At 70.5% G+C, this 15,075-nt stretch carries 17 protein-coding genes and 1 pseudogene; 9 read left to right on the top strand and 9 right to left on the bottom strand.

Features of this window, described 5'->3' with window-relative positions; all coding sequences use genetic code 11:
- Nucleotides 1-30 precede the first annotated feature (30 nt).
- Complete coding sequence (purM, locus tag AAT21_RS07390) at nucleotides 31-1,098, top strand: phosphoribosylformylglycinamidine cyclo-ligase (RefSeq protein WP_046777138.1); 1,068 nt, start codon at nucleotides 31-33, stop codon at nucleotides 1,096-1,098.
- 621 nt (nucleotides 1,099-1,719) lie between these two features.
- On the opposite strand, the gene AAT21_RS07385 is transcribed toward purM, so the two are convergent.
- The 3 genes from AAT21_RS07385 to ychF all read right to left on the bottom strand — a co-directional run bounded on the left by AAT21_RS07385 (nucleotide 1,720) and on the right by ychF (nucleotide 3,548).
- Nucleotides 1,720-1,974 (bottom strand): Txe/YoeB family addiction module toxin, encoded by a 255-nt coding sequence (locus tag AAT21_RS07385; RefSeq protein ID WP_046775941.1) that lies wholly within the window; start codon nucleotides 1,972-1,974, stop codon nucleotides 1,720-1,722.
- The gene (locus AAT21_RS07380; RefSeq protein ID WP_046775940.1) at nucleotides 1,971-2,252 is read right to left on the bottom strand and encodes a type II toxin-antitoxin system Phd/YefM family antitoxin; all 282 of its coding nucleotides are present in this window, start codon (nucleotides 2,250-2,252) and stop codon (nucleotides 1,971-1,973) included. The genes AAT21_RS07385 and AAT21_RS07380 overlap by 4 nt, the downstream gene beginning before the upstream one ends.
- A 207-nt stretch (nucleotides 2,253-2,459) precedes the next feature.
- The gene (ychF, locus tag AAT21_RS07375; RefSeq protein WP_046775939.1) at nucleotides 2,460-3,548 is read right to left on the bottom strand and encodes a redox-regulated ATPase YchF; all 1,089 of its coding nucleotides are present in this window, start codon (nucleotides 3,546-3,548) and stop codon (nucleotides 2,460-2,462) included.
- A 135-nt stretch (nucleotides 3,549-3,683) separates the two neighbouring features.
- Between ychF and AAT21_RS07370 the strand changes: the two genes are divergently transcribed.
- Nucleotides 3,684-4,205, top strand: a complete 522-nt coding sequence (locus AAT21_RS07370) for a DUF6542 domain-containing protein (RefSeq protein ID WP_052757684.1) — start codon at nucleotides 3,684-3,686, stop codon at nucleotides 4,203-4,205.
- A gap of 66 nt (nucleotides 4,206-4,271) precedes the next feature.
- On the opposite strand, the gene ppgK is transcribed toward AAT21_RS07370, so the two are convergent.
- On the bottom strand, nucleotides 4,272-5,012 hold the full coding sequence (gene ppgK, locus AAT21_RS07365; RefSeq protein WP_046777137.1) for a polyphosphate--glucose phosphotransferase: 741 nt from the start codon (nucleotides 5,010-5,012) through the stop codon (nucleotides 4,272-4,274).
- A gap of 21 nt (nucleotides 5,013-5,033) precedes the next feature.
- Nucleotides 5,034-6,038, bottom strand: a complete 1,005-nt coding sequence (locus AAT21_RS07360) for a 4-hydroxy-3-methylbut-2-enyl diphosphate reductase (RefSeq protein WP_046775937.1) — start codon at nucleotides 6,036-6,038, stop codon at nucleotides 5,034-5,036.
- A gap of 95 nt (nucleotides 6,039-6,133) precedes the next feature.
- Here AAT21_RS07360 and AAT21_RS38700 point away from each other — a divergent pair.
- From AAT21_RS38700 to AAT21_RS07340, 5 genes and pseudogenes are all read left to right on the top strand, one after another.
- Nucleotides 6,134-6,445, top strand: a pseudogene (locus AAT21_RS38700) (amino acid permease); the annotation flags it as partial.
- Nucleotides 6,446-6,485: 40 nt separating this feature from the next.
- The gene (gene xseA / locus AAT21_RS07355; RefSeq protein WP_046775936.1) at nucleotides 6,486-7,754 is read left to right on the top strand and encodes an exodeoxyribonuclease VII large subunit; all 1,269 of its coding nucleotides are present in this window, start codon (nucleotides 6,486-6,488) and stop codon (nucleotides 7,752-7,754) included.
- 54 nt (nucleotides 7,755-7,808) lie between these two features.
- Nucleotides 7,809-8,027, top strand: a complete 219-nt coding sequence (locus tag AAT21_RS07350) for an exodeoxyribonuclease VII small subunit (RefSeq protein ID WP_200904345.1) — start codon at nucleotides 7,809-7,811, stop codon at nucleotides 8,025-8,027.
- 108 nt (nucleotides 8,028-8,135) lie between these two features.
- Nucleotides 8,136-8,729, top strand: a complete 594-nt coding sequence (locus tag AAT21_RS07345; protein WP_046775934.1) for a malonic semialdehyde reductase — start codon at nucleotides 8,136-8,138, stop codon at nucleotides 8,727-8,729.
- A gap of 196 nt (nucleotides 8,730-8,925) precedes the next feature.
- Complete coding sequence (locus AAT21_RS07340; RefSeq protein ID WP_046775933.1) at nucleotides 8,926-9,414, top strand: hypothetical protein; 489 nt, start codon at nucleotides 8,926-8,928, stop codon at nucleotides 9,412-9,414.
- 107 nt (nucleotides 9,415-9,521) lie between these two features.
- Here the strand turns inward: AAT21_RS07340 and AAT21_RS07335 are convergent, their stop codons facing one another.
- Nucleotides 9,522-10,040: a DUF4245 domain-containing protein gene (locus tag AAT21_RS07335; protein ID WP_200904390.1), complete on the bottom strand. Its 519-nt coding sequence runs from the start codon at nucleotides 10,038-10,040 to the stop codon at nucleotides 9,522-9,524.
- 272 nt (nucleotides 10,041-10,312) lie between these two features.
- On the opposite strand from AAT21_RS07335, the gene glpX reads away from it, so the two are divergent.
- Nucleotides 10,313-11,344 (top strand): class II fructose-bisphosphatase, encoded by a 1,032-nt coding sequence (gene glpX, locus AAT21_RS07330; protein WP_030829704.1) that lies wholly within the window; start codon nucleotides 10,313-10,315, stop codon nucleotides 11,342-11,344.
- A 198-nt stretch (nucleotides 11,345-11,542) separates the two neighbouring features.
- Here the strand turns inward: glpX and AAT21_RS07325 are convergent, their stop codons facing one another.
- Together AAT21_RS07325 and AAT21_RS07320 are read right to left on the bottom strand one after the other, a co-directional pair.
- On the bottom strand, nucleotides 11,543-11,953 hold the full coding sequence (locus AAT21_RS07325; protein WP_107081223.1) for a WhiB family transcriptional regulator: 411 nt from the start codon (nucleotides 11,951-11,953) through the stop codon (nucleotides 11,543-11,545).
- 175 nt (nucleotides 11,954-12,128) lie between these two features.
- A complete protein-coding gene (locus AAT21_RS07320; RefSeq protein ID WP_046775931.1) occupies nucleotides 12,129-12,818 on the bottom strand; it encodes a DUF1707 SHOCT-like domain-containing protein in 690 nt (229 codons plus the stop codon).
- A gap of 222 nt (nucleotides 12,819-13,040) precedes the next feature.
- On the opposite strand from AAT21_RS07320, the gene AAT21_RS07315 reads away from it, so the two are divergent.
- On the top strand, nucleotides 13,041-14,711 hold the full coding sequence (locus tag AAT21_RS07315; RefSeq protein ID WP_046775930.1) for a fumarate hydratase: 1,671 nt from the start codon (nucleotides 13,041-13,043) through the stop codon (nucleotides 14,709-14,711).
- On the opposite strand, the gene AAT21_RS07310 is transcribed toward AAT21_RS07315, so the two are convergent.
- Nucleotides 14,674-15,069 (bottom strand): hypothetical protein, encoded by a 396-nt coding sequence (locus tag AAT21_RS07310; protein WP_046775929.1) that lies wholly within the window; start codon nucleotides 15,067-15,069, stop codon nucleotides 14,674-14,676. The two genes, AAT21_RS07315 and AAT21_RS07310, sit on opposite strands and share 38 nt — an antisense overlap.
- Nucleotides 15,070-15,075 lie beyond the last annotated feature (6 nt).

Below are 15,075 nucleotides of genomic sequence, written 5' to 3'. Positions count from 1 at the left end.
CCGTCCCGCACTTCTCCGAAAGGCATGACCGTGACCTCTGACACCGGTGCGAGCTACGCGGCCGCGGGCGTCGACATCGAAGCGGGCGACCGGGCCGTCGAACTGATGAAGGAGTGGGTGAGGAAGGCCGACCGCCCCGAAGTCCTGGGCGGTCTGGGTGGGTTCGCCGGGCTCTTCGACGCCTCCGCCCTGAAGCGTTACGAGCGTCCGCTGCTGGCGTCGGCGACCGACGGGGTGGGGACGAAGGTCGACATCGCCCGCCGGATGGGGGTGTACGACACCATCGGCCATGACCTGGTGGCGATGGTGATGGACGACATCGTGGTGTGCGGCGCGGAGCCGCTGTTCATGACCGACTACATCTGTGTCGGCAAGGTCCACCCGGAGCGGGTCGCGGCGATCGTCAAGGGCATCGCGGAGGGCTGTGTGCTGGCCGGCTGCGCGCTGGTGGGCGGGGAGACGGCCGAGCACCCGGGGCTGCTGGGGCCGGACGACTTCGATGTCGCCGGTGCGGGCACGGGTGTGGTGGAGGCGGACCGGCTGCTGGGCGCCGATCGCATCCGTACGGGGGACGCGGTGATCGCGATGGCGGCCTCCGGTCTTCACTCCAACGGGTACTCGCTGGTGCGGCACGTGCTGCTGGAGCGGGCGGGGATGCGTCTGGAGCAGCGGGTGGAGGAGTTCGGGCGGACGCTGGGCGAGGAGCTGCTGGAGCCGACGAAGATCTACTCGCCGGACTGCCTGGCGCTGACGCGGACGGCCGAGGTGCACGCGTTCAGCCACATCACCGGTGGCGGTCTGGCGGCGAACCTGGCCCGGGTGGTCCCGGACGGGCTGCACGCGCGGGTGGACCGTTCGACGTGGGCGCCCGGTGCGGTGTTCGACCTGGTCGGCAAGGCCGGGCAGGTGGAGCGACCGGAGCTGGAGAAGACCCTGAACATGGGGGTCGGCATGATCGCGGTGGTGCCGGCCGGATCGGTCGGCGCCGCGCTGACCACGCTGGCGGACCGGGGCGTCGAGGCCTGGGTCGCGGGCGAGATCACCGAGCGCGGCGACCACACCACCGGAGCGGCCCTCACCGGCGCCCACCCGGCCTGACGCGACTGGCCGCCGGGCAGGACCCGAATGCCGCACGAATCCAGCACGGTGCAAACCAAGAGGTCCGGCTCCGAAGAGCCGGACCCCGTCTCCTGCATGTCTGCCAGATCACCGATGTGCTGCCACGTGGCGAAGCTGCGCCTCAACCAGGGCGCTCGCCTGCGCCACCCTCCCCGCAACCGGCAACCATCTCGTCGCAGGCAGCCGAACTCGCCTTCTGTCGGCGCAAGATCTCTTCACGCCCTGCCTGCTCGACAGCGTCCATGACGCGAGCCCAGTCGGAGCCCCAACCCCGCGTCAGCGGCTTTTGCGGTAGCTGGCAAAACGTGAGAATCAGGCGCCCAGGAGCACCTCACCTGAGGTGGCCACAGCCGCTACCGTGAATATCCAGCACCCATCCGGCACGGTGACGACAAAGGGGTCGGACTCGAAAGAGTCCGACCCCTTCTGACGTGCACGCTTGACTCAATGCCTAACGCACAGCAAGCGCATGACTACGCATTGCAGCGGAACGTCGAGTGCAGTGCTGCGACCTGCGGAAACGCTGTTCGGGAGCAGCCCCTCCCAGCACCATCTCAGCACGGGAGGCACCTACCAGCACCGCCCGCATTGCATGAGAGCTCAGTAGTGATACCGAGCCGCGAGGATGACGATCTCCCTGTCCGTCACCAGGTAGACGAGGCGATGCTCGTCATCGATCCGCCGCGACCACACCCCAGGCAGGTGGTACTTCAGCGGCTCCGGCTTGCCGATCCCCGCGAAGGGGTCACGCCTGACGTCCTCGATGAGCTTGTTGATCCGGGCGAGCATCTTGCGGTCGTTCTTGAGCCAGGACGTGTAGTCCTCCCAGCCCTGATCCTCAAAGACAAGCCTCACGCGGCATCCGCACCTGCGTCCGCTGCGTCCGGATCGATCAGCTCGCGCTCCGACACGTTGATGTGGGCCAGGGCGTTCTCGTACGCCTTGAGCAACCGCCGGGCATTCGCCGGAGACCGCAGCAGGTACGAGCCCTCACGCAGCGCCGCATAGTCCTCGGCCGAGACGAGCACGGCGTTGCCGTGCTTCGAGACGATCTCGATGGCCTCGTGATTCTCATTGACCTTCTTGATCAGCGGAAAGAGTTCCTTGCGGGCTTCGCTCGCGGTTATGGACATGACCTGACCCCATCTCCCCATCCCTCAAGTGGTACCTAATAACGTACCACTCTCGGCGCCCTCCGGCCGGGTCGAACGGCTGACGGATAGTCAGATATCCCGGCACCATCCCAGCACGGAAAACCACAAGGGGCCGACTCCCGACGGAGCCGACCCCTTCTGACCTGCACGTTTGCCACGTCAGCGACGTGGTGCTAATTCACCAGCTCAGACGTTGAAGCGGAACTCCACCACGTCGCCGTCCTGCATGACGTAGTCCTTGCCCTCCATGCGGGCCTTGCCCTTGGCGCGGGCCTCTGCGACCGAGCCGCAGTCGACCAGGTCCGCGAAGGAGATGACCTCGGCCTTGATGAAGCCGCGCTGGAAGTCGGTGTGGATCACGCCGGCCGCCTCGGGGGCCGTCGCGCCCTGCTTGATGGTCCAGGCGCGGGTTTCCTTCGGGCCGGCCGTCAGGTAGGTCTGCAGGCCCAGCGTGGCGAAGCCGACGCGGCCGAGGGTGGCGAGGCCGGGCTCGTCCTGGCCCACCGACTGCAGGAGCTCCAGGGCCTCCTCGTCGTCCAGCTCGGAGAGGTCCTGCTCCAGCTTGGCGTTGAGGAAGATCGCCTCGGCCGGGGCGACCAGCGCCGACTGCTCCGCCTTGAAGGCGTCGTCGGTCAGCTCGTCCTCGTCGACGTTGAAGACGTAGAGGAAGGGCTTCGTGGTGAGCAGGTGGAGCTCGTGCAGGAGGTCGCCCTGCTCCGTGCCCTTCGTGATGCCCTTCGAGAAGAGGGTGTCGCCGGCTTCGAGGATCTTCTTGGCCTCGACGACGGCCGCGAGGACCGCGACCTTGTCCTTCTGGAGACGGGACTCCTTCGTCAGGCGCGGCTCGGCCTTCTCGATGGACTGGAGGTCGGCGAGGATCAGCTCGGTGTTGATCGTCTCGATGTCGTCCTTGGGTGAGACCTTGCCGTCGACATGGACGACGTTCTCGTCCTTGAAGGCGCGGATGACCTGGCAGATGGCGTCCGACTCGCGGATGTTCGCGAGGAACTTGTTGCCCAGGCCCTCACCCTCCGAGGCGCCGCGCACGATGCCCGCGATGTCGACGAAATCGACGGTCGCCGGGAGGATCCGCTGGGAGCCGAAGATGCCCGCGAGGACGGCCAGGCGGGCGTCGGGGACGCCGACGACGCCGACGTTCGGCTCGATGGTGGCGAACGGGTAGTTGGCCGCCAGCACGTCGTTCTTGGTCAGGGCGTTGAACAGGGTCGACTTGCCGACATTCGGCAGGCCGACGATTCCGATCGTGAGCGACACGTTGGCGACTTCCCGTAGCTGGAGGGGGCGGCGGCCCGGGAGTGGGCCACCGGACAGTTTACTTTCCGATGAGTGGCGGTCGATGTACGCGTGTCCGGGCCCGGATCCGGCCGCCCTCCCGCCTAGTTTGGTGGGGTGGAGCAACACAGGACGCGACCGGCCCCTCACCCGCAGCGACCCCCGGCCCAGCGCCGGGGCCCGCGGCCCACGGGCGTGCCCGCCCAGGGCGGCGGCGCCCCCCGGCCCGTGCCCGTACGCCGCGTGCGCATGCCCCGCCCCCGGCTGACGGGCCTCGGCGGCGGGCTCTTCGCCTGCACCTCCATGGTGCTCGTCGCCGGGATCTGCGCGCTGCTGTTCGATTCCTCGCTCTTCGTCTACGGGCTGCTCTTCCCGCCCGTCGCGGCCGCCACCGCGCTCTGGGTGCGGCCCGCCGACCTGATCACCGCGCCGATCGGCGTCCCCATCGCCTTCGCCGCCGGAGTGTGGCCCATCTCGGGCGGCTCCGGCGGCTTCGGCGGCCAGCTGATGGGGCTGGTCTCGGCGCTGTCCCTGCATGCCGGCTGGCTGTACGCGGGGACGCTCGTGGCCGCCCTCATCGCGCTGGTGCGCAAGGCAGTGCTCATCGGCCGGCGGCGCCTCCCCCGTCGCGTCGCCTGAGTACGCCGTCGCCTGAGTGCGCGGGGCGCCTTCCCGGCCTTCTCGCCTTCCGGCCTCTTCGCCTGCCTACCTCTTCGCCGCCATCGCGGCTCCGACGATGCCCGCGTTGTTCTGCAGCGCCGCCGGGACGATCTCGGCCCGCACGCCCTCGATCAGCGGCAGGAACTTCTCCGGCTTGCGGCTGACGCCGCCGCCGATGATGAACAGGTCCGGGGAGAACAGCATCTCCACGTGCTGCATGTACTTGCTCAGCCGGTGCGCCCAGCGCTCCCAGGTGAGCTCCCCGTCCTCCTTGGCCTTCACCGATGCCCGCGTCTCCGCGTCGTGCCCCTTCAGCTCCAGATGGCCCAGCTCCGTGTTCGGGACGAGCCGTCCGTCCGTGAAGAGCGCGCTCCCGATGCCGGTCCCCAGCGTGAGCAGGAGGACCGTGCCGCCGCGCCCGCGTCCGGCCCCGTGCGTCATCTCCGCGACGCCCGCCGCGTCCGCGTCGTTCAGGACGGTGACCGGCTGCTGCCCGCCGAGCTCGCGCGCGAGCAGCTTCGCCGTGTCCACTCCGATCCAGGCCTTGTCCATGTTGGCCGCCGTGCGGGTGACCCCGCCCGTGACCACGCCGGGGAAGGTCACCCCGACCGGGCCGTCCCAGCCGAAGTGGCGCACCACCTCGACGACACAGCCGGCCACCCCGTCGGGGGTGGCCGGCTGCGGTGTCAGTACTTTGTGGCGCTCCTGTGCCAGGTCGCCGCGCTCCAGGTCCACGGGAGCGCCCTTGATCCCGGATCCGCCGATGTCCACGCCGAAGATCTGCATGGACATACCGTACGAAAGGAGTTACTTGTCGGCGACCAGTTCCGCGGCCTCGGCGCGCAGGTCGCGGCGGAGTTCCTTGGGCAGGGAGAAGGTGATGTGCTCCTCGGCCGTCTTGACGATCTCCACGTCGGCGTAGCCGCGCGCGGCCAGCCACTCCAGGACCTCCTCGACCAGGACCTCCGGCACCGAGGCGCCCGAGGTGAGGCCGACGGTGGTGACGCCCTCCAGCCAGGCCTCGTCGATCTCGCTCGCGAAGTCGACGAGGTACGCGGCCTTGGCGCCGGCGTCCTTGGCGACCTCGACCAGCCGGATCGAGTTCGAGGAGTTCTTCGAGCCGACGACGATCACCAGGTCGGAGTCGGCGCCCATCACCTTGACGGCGGCCTGCCGGTTCGAGGTGGCGTAGCAGATGTCGTCGCTCGGCGGCGAGACGAGCAGGGGGAACTTGGTCTTCAGGGCGTCGACGGTCTCCATGGTCTCGTCGACCGACAGCGTGGTCTGCGAGAGCCAGACGACCTTCGACTCGTCGCGGACGGTGACCTTGTCCACGTCGTGCGGGCCGTCGACGATGGTGATGTGGTCCGGGGCCTCGCCGGAGGTGCCGATGACCTCCTCGTGGCCCTCGTGGCCGATGAGGAGGATGTCGAAGTCCTCGTTGGCGTACCGGATGGCTTCCTTGTGCACCTTGGTGACCAGCGGGCACGTCGCGTCGATCGTCGCGAGCTTGCCGCGCGCGGCCTCCTCGTGGACGACGGGGGCCACGCCGTGCGCGGAGAACATCACGATGTTGCCCTCGGGCACCTCCTCCGTCCGCTCGACGAAGATGGCGCCCTTCCGCTCCAGCGTCTGGACGACGTACTTGTTGTGCACGATCTCGTGCCGGACGTACACCGGCGCCCCGTACTGCTCAAGGGCTTTCTCGACGGCGATCACGGCTCGGTCCACGCCCGCGCAGTAGCCGCGGGGCGCGGCGAGCAGGACACGGCGGGAAGCGGGAGCAGGGGCGGGAGCAGTCATGTGCTCCATCGTACGGGGGTCTCCAGCAGGCCGAACGTCGCCCGTTCGGCAGAGACTGACCGGGAGGCTTCGCACGCACGCCCCACCCATCACCCGGAGGACTGATGGCGTCCGCCACGGATTCCGGCAGGGCCCCGGCGTCAGGGTCGTCCGCCGCGCTGCGGCGGAGTCTCGGCTTCCGGGACCTGGTCGTCTACGGGCTGCTGTTCATCGCCCCGATGGCGCCGGTCGGGGTCTTCGGAGCGCTCGACGCCGCGTCGCACGGTGCCGTGGCGCTCGTCTACCTCGTCGCGACGGTCGCGATGGCCTTCACGGCGTTCTCCTACGCGCAGATGGTGCGGGTCGCCCCGCAGGCCGGGTCGGTCTTCACCTACGCCCGCAAGGGCCTGGGCGAGGAGGTTGCGACACTGTGCGGGAGCCTGACGGGGTGTCGGTGGGGCCCGATAGCCTGCGCACATGGGTCTGAATACGTCGGCCGAGGCGCCGTTGCCGGTGGGCCAGGTTTCCCGGCTCATCGGGGGCTGGATCGAGCGGCTCGGCCAGGTGTGGGTGGAGGGGCAGATCACGCAGCTCTCGCGGCGGCCGGGGGCGGGGGTGGTCTTCCTGACGCTGCGCGACCCCTCGCACGACATCTCGGTGAGCGTGACCTGCTTCCGCCAGGTCTACGACGAGGTCGCGGACGTCGTCTCCGAGGGCGCGCGGGTCGTCCTGCTGGCCAAGCCCGAGTGGTACGCCCCGCGCGGGCAGCTGTCCCTGCGGGCGACGGAGATACGGCCGGTCGGTATCGGCGAGCTGCTGGCCCGGCTGGAGCGGCTCAAGAGGTCGCTGGCGGCCGAGGGGCTCTTCGCGCTGGAGCGCAAGAAGCCGCTGCCCTTCCTGCCGCAGCTGGTCGGGCTGGTGGTCGGGCGGGCGTCGGCGGCCGAGCGCGACGTCCTGGAGAACGCCCGGCGCCGCTGGCCGGCGGTCCGCTTCGAGGTGCGCAACGTCGCCGTGCAGGGCGTGCACGCCGTGCCGCAGGTGGTCCGGGCGGTCAAGGAGCTCGACGCCATGGACGAGGTCGACGTGATCATCGTGGCGCGTGGCGGCGGCAGCGTCGAGGACCTGCTGCCCTTCTCCGACGAGGAGGTCGTACGGGCCGTCGCCGCGGCCCGAACCCCGGTGGTGTCGGCGATCGGCCACGAGCCGGACTCACCGCTGCTGGACCTGGTCGCGGACCTGCGGGCCTCCACGCCCACGGACGCGGCGAAGAAGGTGGTCCCGGACGTCGGCGAGGAGCTGGAGCGGGTACGTCAGCTGCAGGGCCGGGGGCTGCGCGCGGTGAGCTCCCTGCTCGACCGGGAGGAGCGGGGGCTCGCGCACGCCCTGGCCCGGCCGGTCTTCGTCCATCCGCAGCGCATGGTGGAGCTGCGGGAGGACGAGCTGGACGCGCTGCTGGCGCGCAGCAGGCGCACGCTGGGGCACCTGCTGGACCGGGCCGACTCGGAACTCGCCCACACGCTGGCCCGGGTGGTGGCGCTGTCGCCGGCGGCGACGCTGGAGCGCGGGTACGCCGTACTGCAGCGGGCCGACGGCCACGTCGTGCGCTCGCCGCAGGAGGTGTCGGCGGGGGAGGTACTGCGCGCGCGGGTGGCGGAGGGAACGTTCTCCGTCGAGGTCTCCCCGACCGACGCGCCGGAGGTGCCGGACACCGCAGAGGCGGCCGACGCGGCCGGGACTTCGCAGTAGCGCCATACGGCCGCAATCACGTGGTCGCACAACACACACAGGATGGACGAGGGAATGGCAGAGGCCGATACGGCGCTGGGGTACGAGCAGGCCCGCGACGAGCTCATCGAGGTGGTCCGCAAGCTGGAGGCCGGGGGGACCTCGCTGGAGGAGTCCCTCGCGCTCTGGGAGCGCGGCGAGGAGCTGGCGAAGGTGTGCCGGCACTGGCTGGAGGGGGCGCGGGCCCGGCTGGACTCGGCGCTGGCGGCGCGCGAGGCCGCCGAGGAGGAGTGATCCCGAGTGATCCCGGTCACGACCACCCCGATTTAGTTGAAATTTCATCTATCTCGGCCGTAGAGTCATGGACATCGCTTCACCTCTGTTCGGAAGAAGGCTTTCCTGATGTCTCTCGTACTCGACTCCGCCGCGCAGGACCTGCTGTTCCGCGAGGCCCGCACCGCCAACTCGTTCTCCGACGAGCCGGTGACCGAGGAGCAGGTCCAGGCGATCTACGACCTGGTGAAGTTCGGCCCGACCGCCTTCAACCAGACCCCCCTGCGCATCACCCTGGTCCGCTCCCCCGAGGCCCGCGAGCGCCTCGTGAAGCACATGGCCCCGGGCAACGACGCCAAGACCGCGACCGCCCCGCTGGTCGCGATCCTCGCGGCGGACAACGAGTTCCACGAGGAGCTCCCGCAGCTGCTGCCGCACTTCCCGCAGGCCAAGGACGCGTTCTTCTCCGAGCGCCCGGTCCGCGAGCAGTCCGCGCTGCTGAACTCCGCGCTGCAGGCCGCGTACTTCATCATCGGCATCCGCGCCGCCGGTCTGGCCGCGGGCCCGATGACCGGCGCCGACTTCGCCGGCATCCAGAAGGAGTTCCTGGACGCCGACCACACGCCGATCATGGTCATCAACATCGGCAAGCCGGCCGCCGAGGGTGCCTGGTTCGACCGCTCCCCGCGCCTGGCCTTCGACGAGGTCATCACCACCGTCTGATCGCCTCCGCAGCTGCGCGAGGCTCGCGAGGCACGCGAGGCACGCCATAAGGGCCGTGGCCCCCGGTGATCCGGGTGCCACGGCCCTTCTGGCGTACGCGGCCCGGCGGGTGACCGTGGGCCGTACCGGCGGATCCTGGGCGGCGGCGGGCGTGGGACGGGCCCGGCCGGCGGGATCGCTGCCACCCTCGTGGTCCATGGACGTCAGCACCTTCTACGCCCTGTTCTCCGCCACCTGCTTCACGCTGGTCGGCCTGTGGTGGAACGTCGTCCAGAGCCACCACGACTGGATGCGCGAACCGGCCCTGCGGCGCGTCGTGGGCGGCATCTACCTGTCGTTCCTGCTGCCCGCCCTGATGGGCCTCTTCGCCCAGATCGGCGGCACCCAGCAGCCGCAGGTCTGGCGGGCGGCCTTCATCGTCCTCGCGGCGGTCGGCTGCGTCTGCACGCTGCGGCTGCTGGCCCGGGCGCGCGGCGACCGCTTCCTGATCTGGCAGCAGGCCGCGGCCGGGCTCCTCTACGCCCTGATCGCGGTGGTCGGCGCCTTTCCGGAGCTCGCCGAGCCCCTGGGGCTGCGGCCCATCCAGGCCGAGGCGCTGATGCTGATCGGCCTGATCGTGCTGGGGCACTCCCTGGTCTGGCGGTTCATGGCCGGCGAGGGCCGGGCCGCCGAGGACAGCCCTTAGCTCAGGCCTGTCGTGACAAGGGCTCGCCCGGCCCGCGGCGCTGACCGGCGCCACTTCGGCGGCAGAAGACCAGTGCTGTGACCGGAAAGGTTCACCGGGTCACAGCACTAGCGGCCCTGCTTGAACTCCAGCGCCGCCGCCAGCTTGCCGAGCTGCTCGAAGGAGGCCGTGCCGGTCACCACCGTGACGTAGCCCTGCTCCTTCCGCACGAGGGCGTCGTACTTCTCGCCCTCCCAGCGCTCCCAGGACATGTCGCCGACCTGCTGCGTCTGGCCGGAGGCCGTGGCGCTCCGGGTGACCCGCTCCAGGTACTTGACGGAGGTGTCGGTGGACTGCTCCACCGCTGCGTACTGCTGCTCCGGGTCGAGGAAGCCCAGGTGCCAGGCGTCGTCCTTCTTGCGCTCGTACGTCACCGAGGTCGCCCGCCACTGCTCCGGGAGGCCCACAGGGGCGGCCACCGGGTACGGGGCCGCGCGCCGGGCCGTGATGGTCTCCACCCGGTAGTCGACCGTACGCGTGGGATCGGCCTTGTCGTCATGCGGGACGAAGAGGTAGATCCCGGCGACGACGACACCGATCACCGCCAGCGACCGGACCATGTCCCAGATCGTCTGCTTGCCTTTCATACCTGCCACGGCACCATCGTCCCGTATCGCCGGGGGGCGATCACCGCCGGGGTCGCGCGGGCGCGCCGCGCGGCGCACCCTTGAGTCGCCCGCCCCGCGCCCTGCCGGGCTCCCCGCCCGGTCGGCGCACGCCACGCAAGGCGTCCGCTCAGGACAATCGAATGACCGATATTCCGCTCATACGTGACCCGCCCTGCTCAATATGTCGACGTACCGATAGAGTTCCAGCACCCTCACTTCCCGGCCGTCGCCGTACAGAAAGGTGCGCTCCGATGACCGAGCACAACCTGCCGCCCCAGCTCGAAGTCTCCCCGGAGGCCCCCGACCGCAACCTCGCGCTCGAACTCGTACGGGTCACCGAGGCGGCCGCCATGGCCGCCGGCCGGTGGGTCGGCCGCGGCGACAAGATCGGCGCGGACGGCGCCGCGGTCAACGCGATGAGGACCCTGATCTCCACCGTCTCGATGAACGGCGTCGTCGTCATCGGCGAGGGCGAGAAGGACGAAGCCCCGATGCTCTTCAACGGAGAGCAGGTCGGCGACGGCACGGGTGCCGAGGTCGACATCGCCGTCGACCCGATCGACGGCACCACCCTGAACGCCAAGGGCATGCCGAACGCCATCGCCGTCCTGGCGGCCGCCGACCGCGGCACGATGTTCGACCCGTCCGCCGTGTTCTACATGGACAAGCTGGTCACCGGCCCCGAGGCCGCCGACTTCGTCGACATCAACGCCCCGGTCTCGGTCAACATCCGCCGGGTCGCCAAGGCCAAGGGCATGCACCCCGAGGACGTCACGGTCGTCATCCTGGACCGCCCCCGCCACGAGGGCATCGTCCGGGAGATCCGCGAGACCGGCGCGCGCATCAAGTTCATCTCCGACGGCGATGTCGCCGGCTCCATCATGGCCGCCCGCGAGGGCACCGGCGTGGACCTGCTCCTGGGCATCGGCGGCACCCCCGAGGGCATCATCTCGGCCTGCGCCATCAAGTGCCTGGGCGGCGTGATCCAGGGCAAGCTGTGGCCCAAGGACGACGCCGAGCGCCAGAAGGCCATCGACGCCGGCCACGACCTGGACCGGGTGCTCACCACCACCGACCTGGTCTCGGGTGACAACGTCTTCTTCGTCGCCACCGGCATCACCGACGGCGAGCTGCTGCGCGGCGTCCACTACCGCTCCCAGACCGCGACGACGTCCTCGCTGGTCATGCGCTCCAAGTCCGGCACCATCCGGAAGATCGACTCCACGCACCGCCTGTCGAAGCTGCGCGCCTACAGCGCGATCGACTTCGACCGCGCCCAGTAGGAGGCGGGGGCACCACGCGAGAGGGGCGGTCACCCTGTGCGGGGGTGACCGCCCCTCTCGCGTGTCCGCGTACGAGGCGTGGGGGACGCACGAGGCACCCGCGAGGTCCGTACGTACGTACATACGCACGCACCCGGGACGCGGACCACGGCCGACGGCCGCAACGGCGCCGACGGCGGGGCTGTGGCGGTGGCGGGCTCAGCCCGCCGCGGCTATCGACCCCGCCCCGGGGGCCTGGCGCAGCTCGGCGGACCTGCGGCGCATCCGCGCCAGCACCACCCGGCGCTCGGCCGCGGTGAGCCCGCCCCAGACCCCGTACGGCTCGGGCTGGAGCAGCGCGTGCTCACGGCAGGCGACCATCACCGGGCAGCGGGCACAGACGCGCTTGGCGGCCTCCTCGCGGGAGAGCCGGGCGGCCGTCGGCTCCTTGGACGGCGCGAAGAACAGCCCCGCCTCGTCCCGGCGGCACACCGCCTCCGCGTGCCATGGGCCGTCCTCCGCCGCCCTGGCCGGCACCCGCGGCTCCGGCACGGCCGACGGGCGCGCCCCAGGACCCTGAAGGCTCTTCACGGCGGCTACCTGCAGGGACTGATGCGGCGGATGCGGCACGGTCTACTCCTGACGACGTATACGTGAGCGAGAGACGACGCACCTGTCCCTACCCGCTGTACGCCCCCCTATGCACTGTGTGCCACGGGGCGCCCGGGGTTCGTCCGAAACGAGACCCTCCGCATCCGGATACGGCGCACCACCGCCCGGACCGGCCACCGGGCCGGCCCTCGCGTCAGCCGTCGAGGTTCTTGCGCAGCTTGCGCGCCAGATCGACCAGGCGGGCACCCATCTTCGGCCGCGCCTCGATGTTGCCGAGGAGGGAGAAGCCGCGGACGATCACCACGGGCGCCTGCGGGTCGGTCTCCCCGCGGCTCTCCCCGCGCACGTCGAAATTGCCGAGGACCCCGCTGCCGTAGCCGCGCAGGGTGACGTTCTCCGGGACCAGGATCTCCACGTTGCCGAGGACGGAGGTCACGTTGATCTCGGTGACCTGCTGCTCGAAGACCGCCTGGGTGAGGTCGATGGTGATGTCGCCCATGACCGAGACCGCGCGGGTGTGCGCGCCCGGCCGCCAGCGGCCCTTGCGGCTGGAGCTGCTGCACACGGCGACGATGTTCTCGGCGGCCGGGCCGGCCGCGGCCCCGGCGTACGAGGATGCGGATGCGGATGCGGATGGAGACGCGGCATGGACACCGCCGGGCGCGGGCAGATCCCGTACGAGTACTTCCAGCTCGCCGACCGTCTTGACGGCGTACAGCGTGTCGAGGCGCTCGGAGTGCTCCTCGGCGGTCAGCCTGCCCTCGGCGAGGGCATCGCCGAGGATCTGGGCGATCCGGTCCCGGTCGGCGTCGGAGGCGCGCAGCCCGGCGGGGGCAGGGGCCGGAGCGGGCGCGGGGGCGGCGGGGTGCTTTTCCAGGTCCACGACGCCAGCATAGCGAGACACGATAGATCGCGATACTACCGAGCGACCCTGACCCGACCCGGACCCGACCCCGAGCGGACCCCGAGCAGTCTCCGACCGGACCCCCACCGGCCCCGAGTGAGCCTTACCTCACAAACACACGCCGGGCGGGAGGTTCTACGCTGGTGGACTGCGCTGCCAATTTGGTCGTCAGTGCTGTCTGCCGAGTGAGGAATGGCCCCAATGCCGGAGTTCGCGTACACCGACCTGCTGCCCCTGGGCGAGGACACCACCCCCTACCGGCTGGTGACCGCCGAGGGCGTGTCCACCTTCGAGGCGGACGGCCGTACGTTCCTCAAGGTCGAGCCGGAGGCGCTGCGCAAGCTCGCCGAAGAGGCCATCCACGACATCCAGCACTTCCTGCGCCCCGCGCACCTCGCGCAGCTGCGCCGCATCATCGACGACCCCGAGGCCTCCTCGAACGACAAGTTCGTCGCGCTGGACCTCCTGAAGAACGCCAACATCGCGGCGGCCGGCGTGCTGCCGATGTGCCAGGACACGGGCACGGCGATCGTCATGGGCAAGCGCGGCCAGAACGTCCTCACCGAGGGCGGCGACGAGGCGGCCCTCTCGCGCGGCATCTACGACGCCTACACCCGCCTGAACCTGCGCTACTCGCAGATGGCGCCCCTCACCATGTGGGAGGAGAAGAACACCGGCTCGAACCTGCCCGCGCAGATCGAGCTGTACGCGACCGACGGCGGCGCGTACAAGTTCCTCTTCATGGCCAAGGGCGGCGGCTCCGCCAACAAGTCCTTCCTCTACCAGGAGACCAAGGCGGTCCTCAACGAGGCCTCCATGATGAAGTTCCTGGAGGAGAAGATCCGCTCGCTCGGCACCGCTGCCTGCCCGCCGTACCACCTGGCGATCGTGGTCGGCGGCACCTCCGCCGAGCACGCGCTGAAGACCGCGAAGTACGCCTCCGCGCACTACCTGGACGAGCTGCCGCGCGAGGGCTCCCCGCTGGGCCACGGCTTCCGCGACGAGGCCCTGGAGCAGCAGGTCTTCGAGCTCACCCAGAAGATCGGCATCGGCGCGCAGTTCGGCGGCAAGTACTTCTGCCACGACGTCCGCGTCGTGCGCCTGCCCCGCCACGGCGCCTCGCTGCCCGTCGCGATCGCCGTCTCCTGCTCGGCAGACCGCCAGGCCACCGCGAAGATCACCGCCGAGGGCGTCTTCCTGGAGCAGCTGGAGCGCGACCCGGCCCGCTTCCTGCCCGACACCACGGACGAGCACCTCTCCGCGTCCTCGGACGTCGTCTCCATCGACCTGAACCAGCCGATGGACGACATCCTCGCGACCCTGACCAAGCACCCGGTCAAGACCCGCCTGTCGCTGACCGGCCCGCTGGTCGTGGCGCGCGACATCGCGCACGCCAAGATCAAGGAACTGCTGGACTCGGGCGCGGACATGCCGCAGTACCTGAAGGACCACCCGGTCTACTACGCCGGCCCCGCGAAGACCCCCGAGGGCTACGCCTCGGGCTCCTTCGGCCCGACCACGGCCGGCCGCATGGACTCCTACGTCGAGCAGTTCCAGGCGGCGGGCGGCTCCAAGGTCATGCTGGCCAAGGGCAACCGCTCCCAGCAGGTGACGGACGCGTGCGCCGCGCACGGCGGCTTCTACCTGGGCTCGATCGGCGGCCCCGCGGCGCGCCTGGCCCAGGACTGCATCAAGAAGGTCGAGGTCCTGGAGTACGAGGAGCTCGGCATGGAAGCCGTCTGGAAGATCGAGGTCGAGGACTTCCCGGCCTTCATCGTCGTCGACGACAAGGGCAACGACTTCTTCACCTCGCGTGAACCCGAGCAGCCGACGTTCACCAGCATCCCCGTCCGGGGTCCCGGTCTGGCGTAGCCGGCACTCCCCCCGCCCCCGGAGAGCCCCTGGCGCCCACGCCGGGGGCTCTCGGCGTGCCTGCCGCCTCCGCGTCCGCAGCGGGCCCAAGGGCCGCGCGCCGAGCGCCCAGCGCGATCGGCACCCCGCCGGGTCCGCCGACCGGCAGGTGGACGGCGCCCTCCCGGGCGAGGATGCGCTCCCGGATCCACGGCGGGGGTATGCCCCGGCCCTGCTCGCACGCCTGGACCAGGTAGCGCGGGCAGTACTCGTAGGCCTCCCAGCGCAGCGCGCCGTCCCGGATGGACTGCCACTCCTCCCGGACGCACTCCTCGCAGGGCTCGCAGTGCGTGACCCCGTACATCTGCTGTTCCGCCATCCGGCA

This window comes from Streptomyces yangpuensis (assembly GCF_001005295.1).
GTDB classification, from domain to species: Bacteria; Actinomycetota; Actinomycetes; order Streptomycetales; family Streptomycetaceae; genus Streptomyces; species Streptomyces yangpuensis.
This window is presented reverse-complemented; position numbering and strand designations above follow the sequence as displayed.

Bases quoted from the DNA above. Each gene is read 5' to 3' on its own strand.
- AAT21_RS07380 (WP_046775940.1), bottom strand. From the start codon at position 2,252: ATGTCCATAACCGCGAGCGAAGCCCGCAAGGAACTCTTTCCGCTGATC.
- ppgK (WP_046777137.1), bottom strand. From the start codon at position 5,012: ATGCAGATCTTCGGCGTGGACATCGGCGGATCCGGGATCAAGGGCGCT.
- AAT21_RS07360 (WP_046775937.1), bottom strand. From the start codon at position 6,038: ATGGAGCACATGACTGCTCCCGCCCCTGCTCCCGCTTCCCGCCGTGTC.
- xseA (WP_046775936.1), top strand. From the start codon at position 6,486: ATGGGTCTGAATACGTCGGCCGAGGCGCCGTTGCCGGTGGGCCAGGTT.
- AAT21_RS07350 (WP_200904345.1), top strand. From the start codon at position 7,809: ATGGCAGAGGCCGATACGGCGCTGGGGTACGAGCAGGCCCGCGACGAG.
- AAT21_RS07345 (WP_046775934.1), top strand. From the start codon at position 8,136: ATGTCTCTCGTACTCGACTCCGCCGCGCAGGACCTGCTGTTCCGCGAG.
- AAT21_RS07340 (WP_046775933.1), top strand. From the start codon at position 8,926: ATGGACGTCAGCACCTTCTACGCCCTGTTCTCCGCCACCTGCTTCACG.
- AAT21_RS07335 (WP_200904390.1), bottom strand. From the start codon at position 10,040: ATGAAAGGCAAGCAGACGATCTGGGACATGGTCCGGTCGCTGGCGGTG.
- glpX (WP_030829704.1), top strand. From the start codon at position 10,313: ATGACCGAGCACAACCTGCCGCCCCAGCTCGAAGTCTCCCCGGAGGCC.
- AAT21_RS07315 (WP_046775930.1), top strand. From the start codon at position 13,041: ATGCCGGAGTTCGCGTACACCGACCTGCTGCCCCTGGGCGAGGACACC.
- AAT21_RS07310 (WP_046775929.1), bottom strand. From the start codon at position 15,069: ATGGCGGAACAGCAGATGTACGGGGTCACGCACTGCGAGCCCTGCGAG.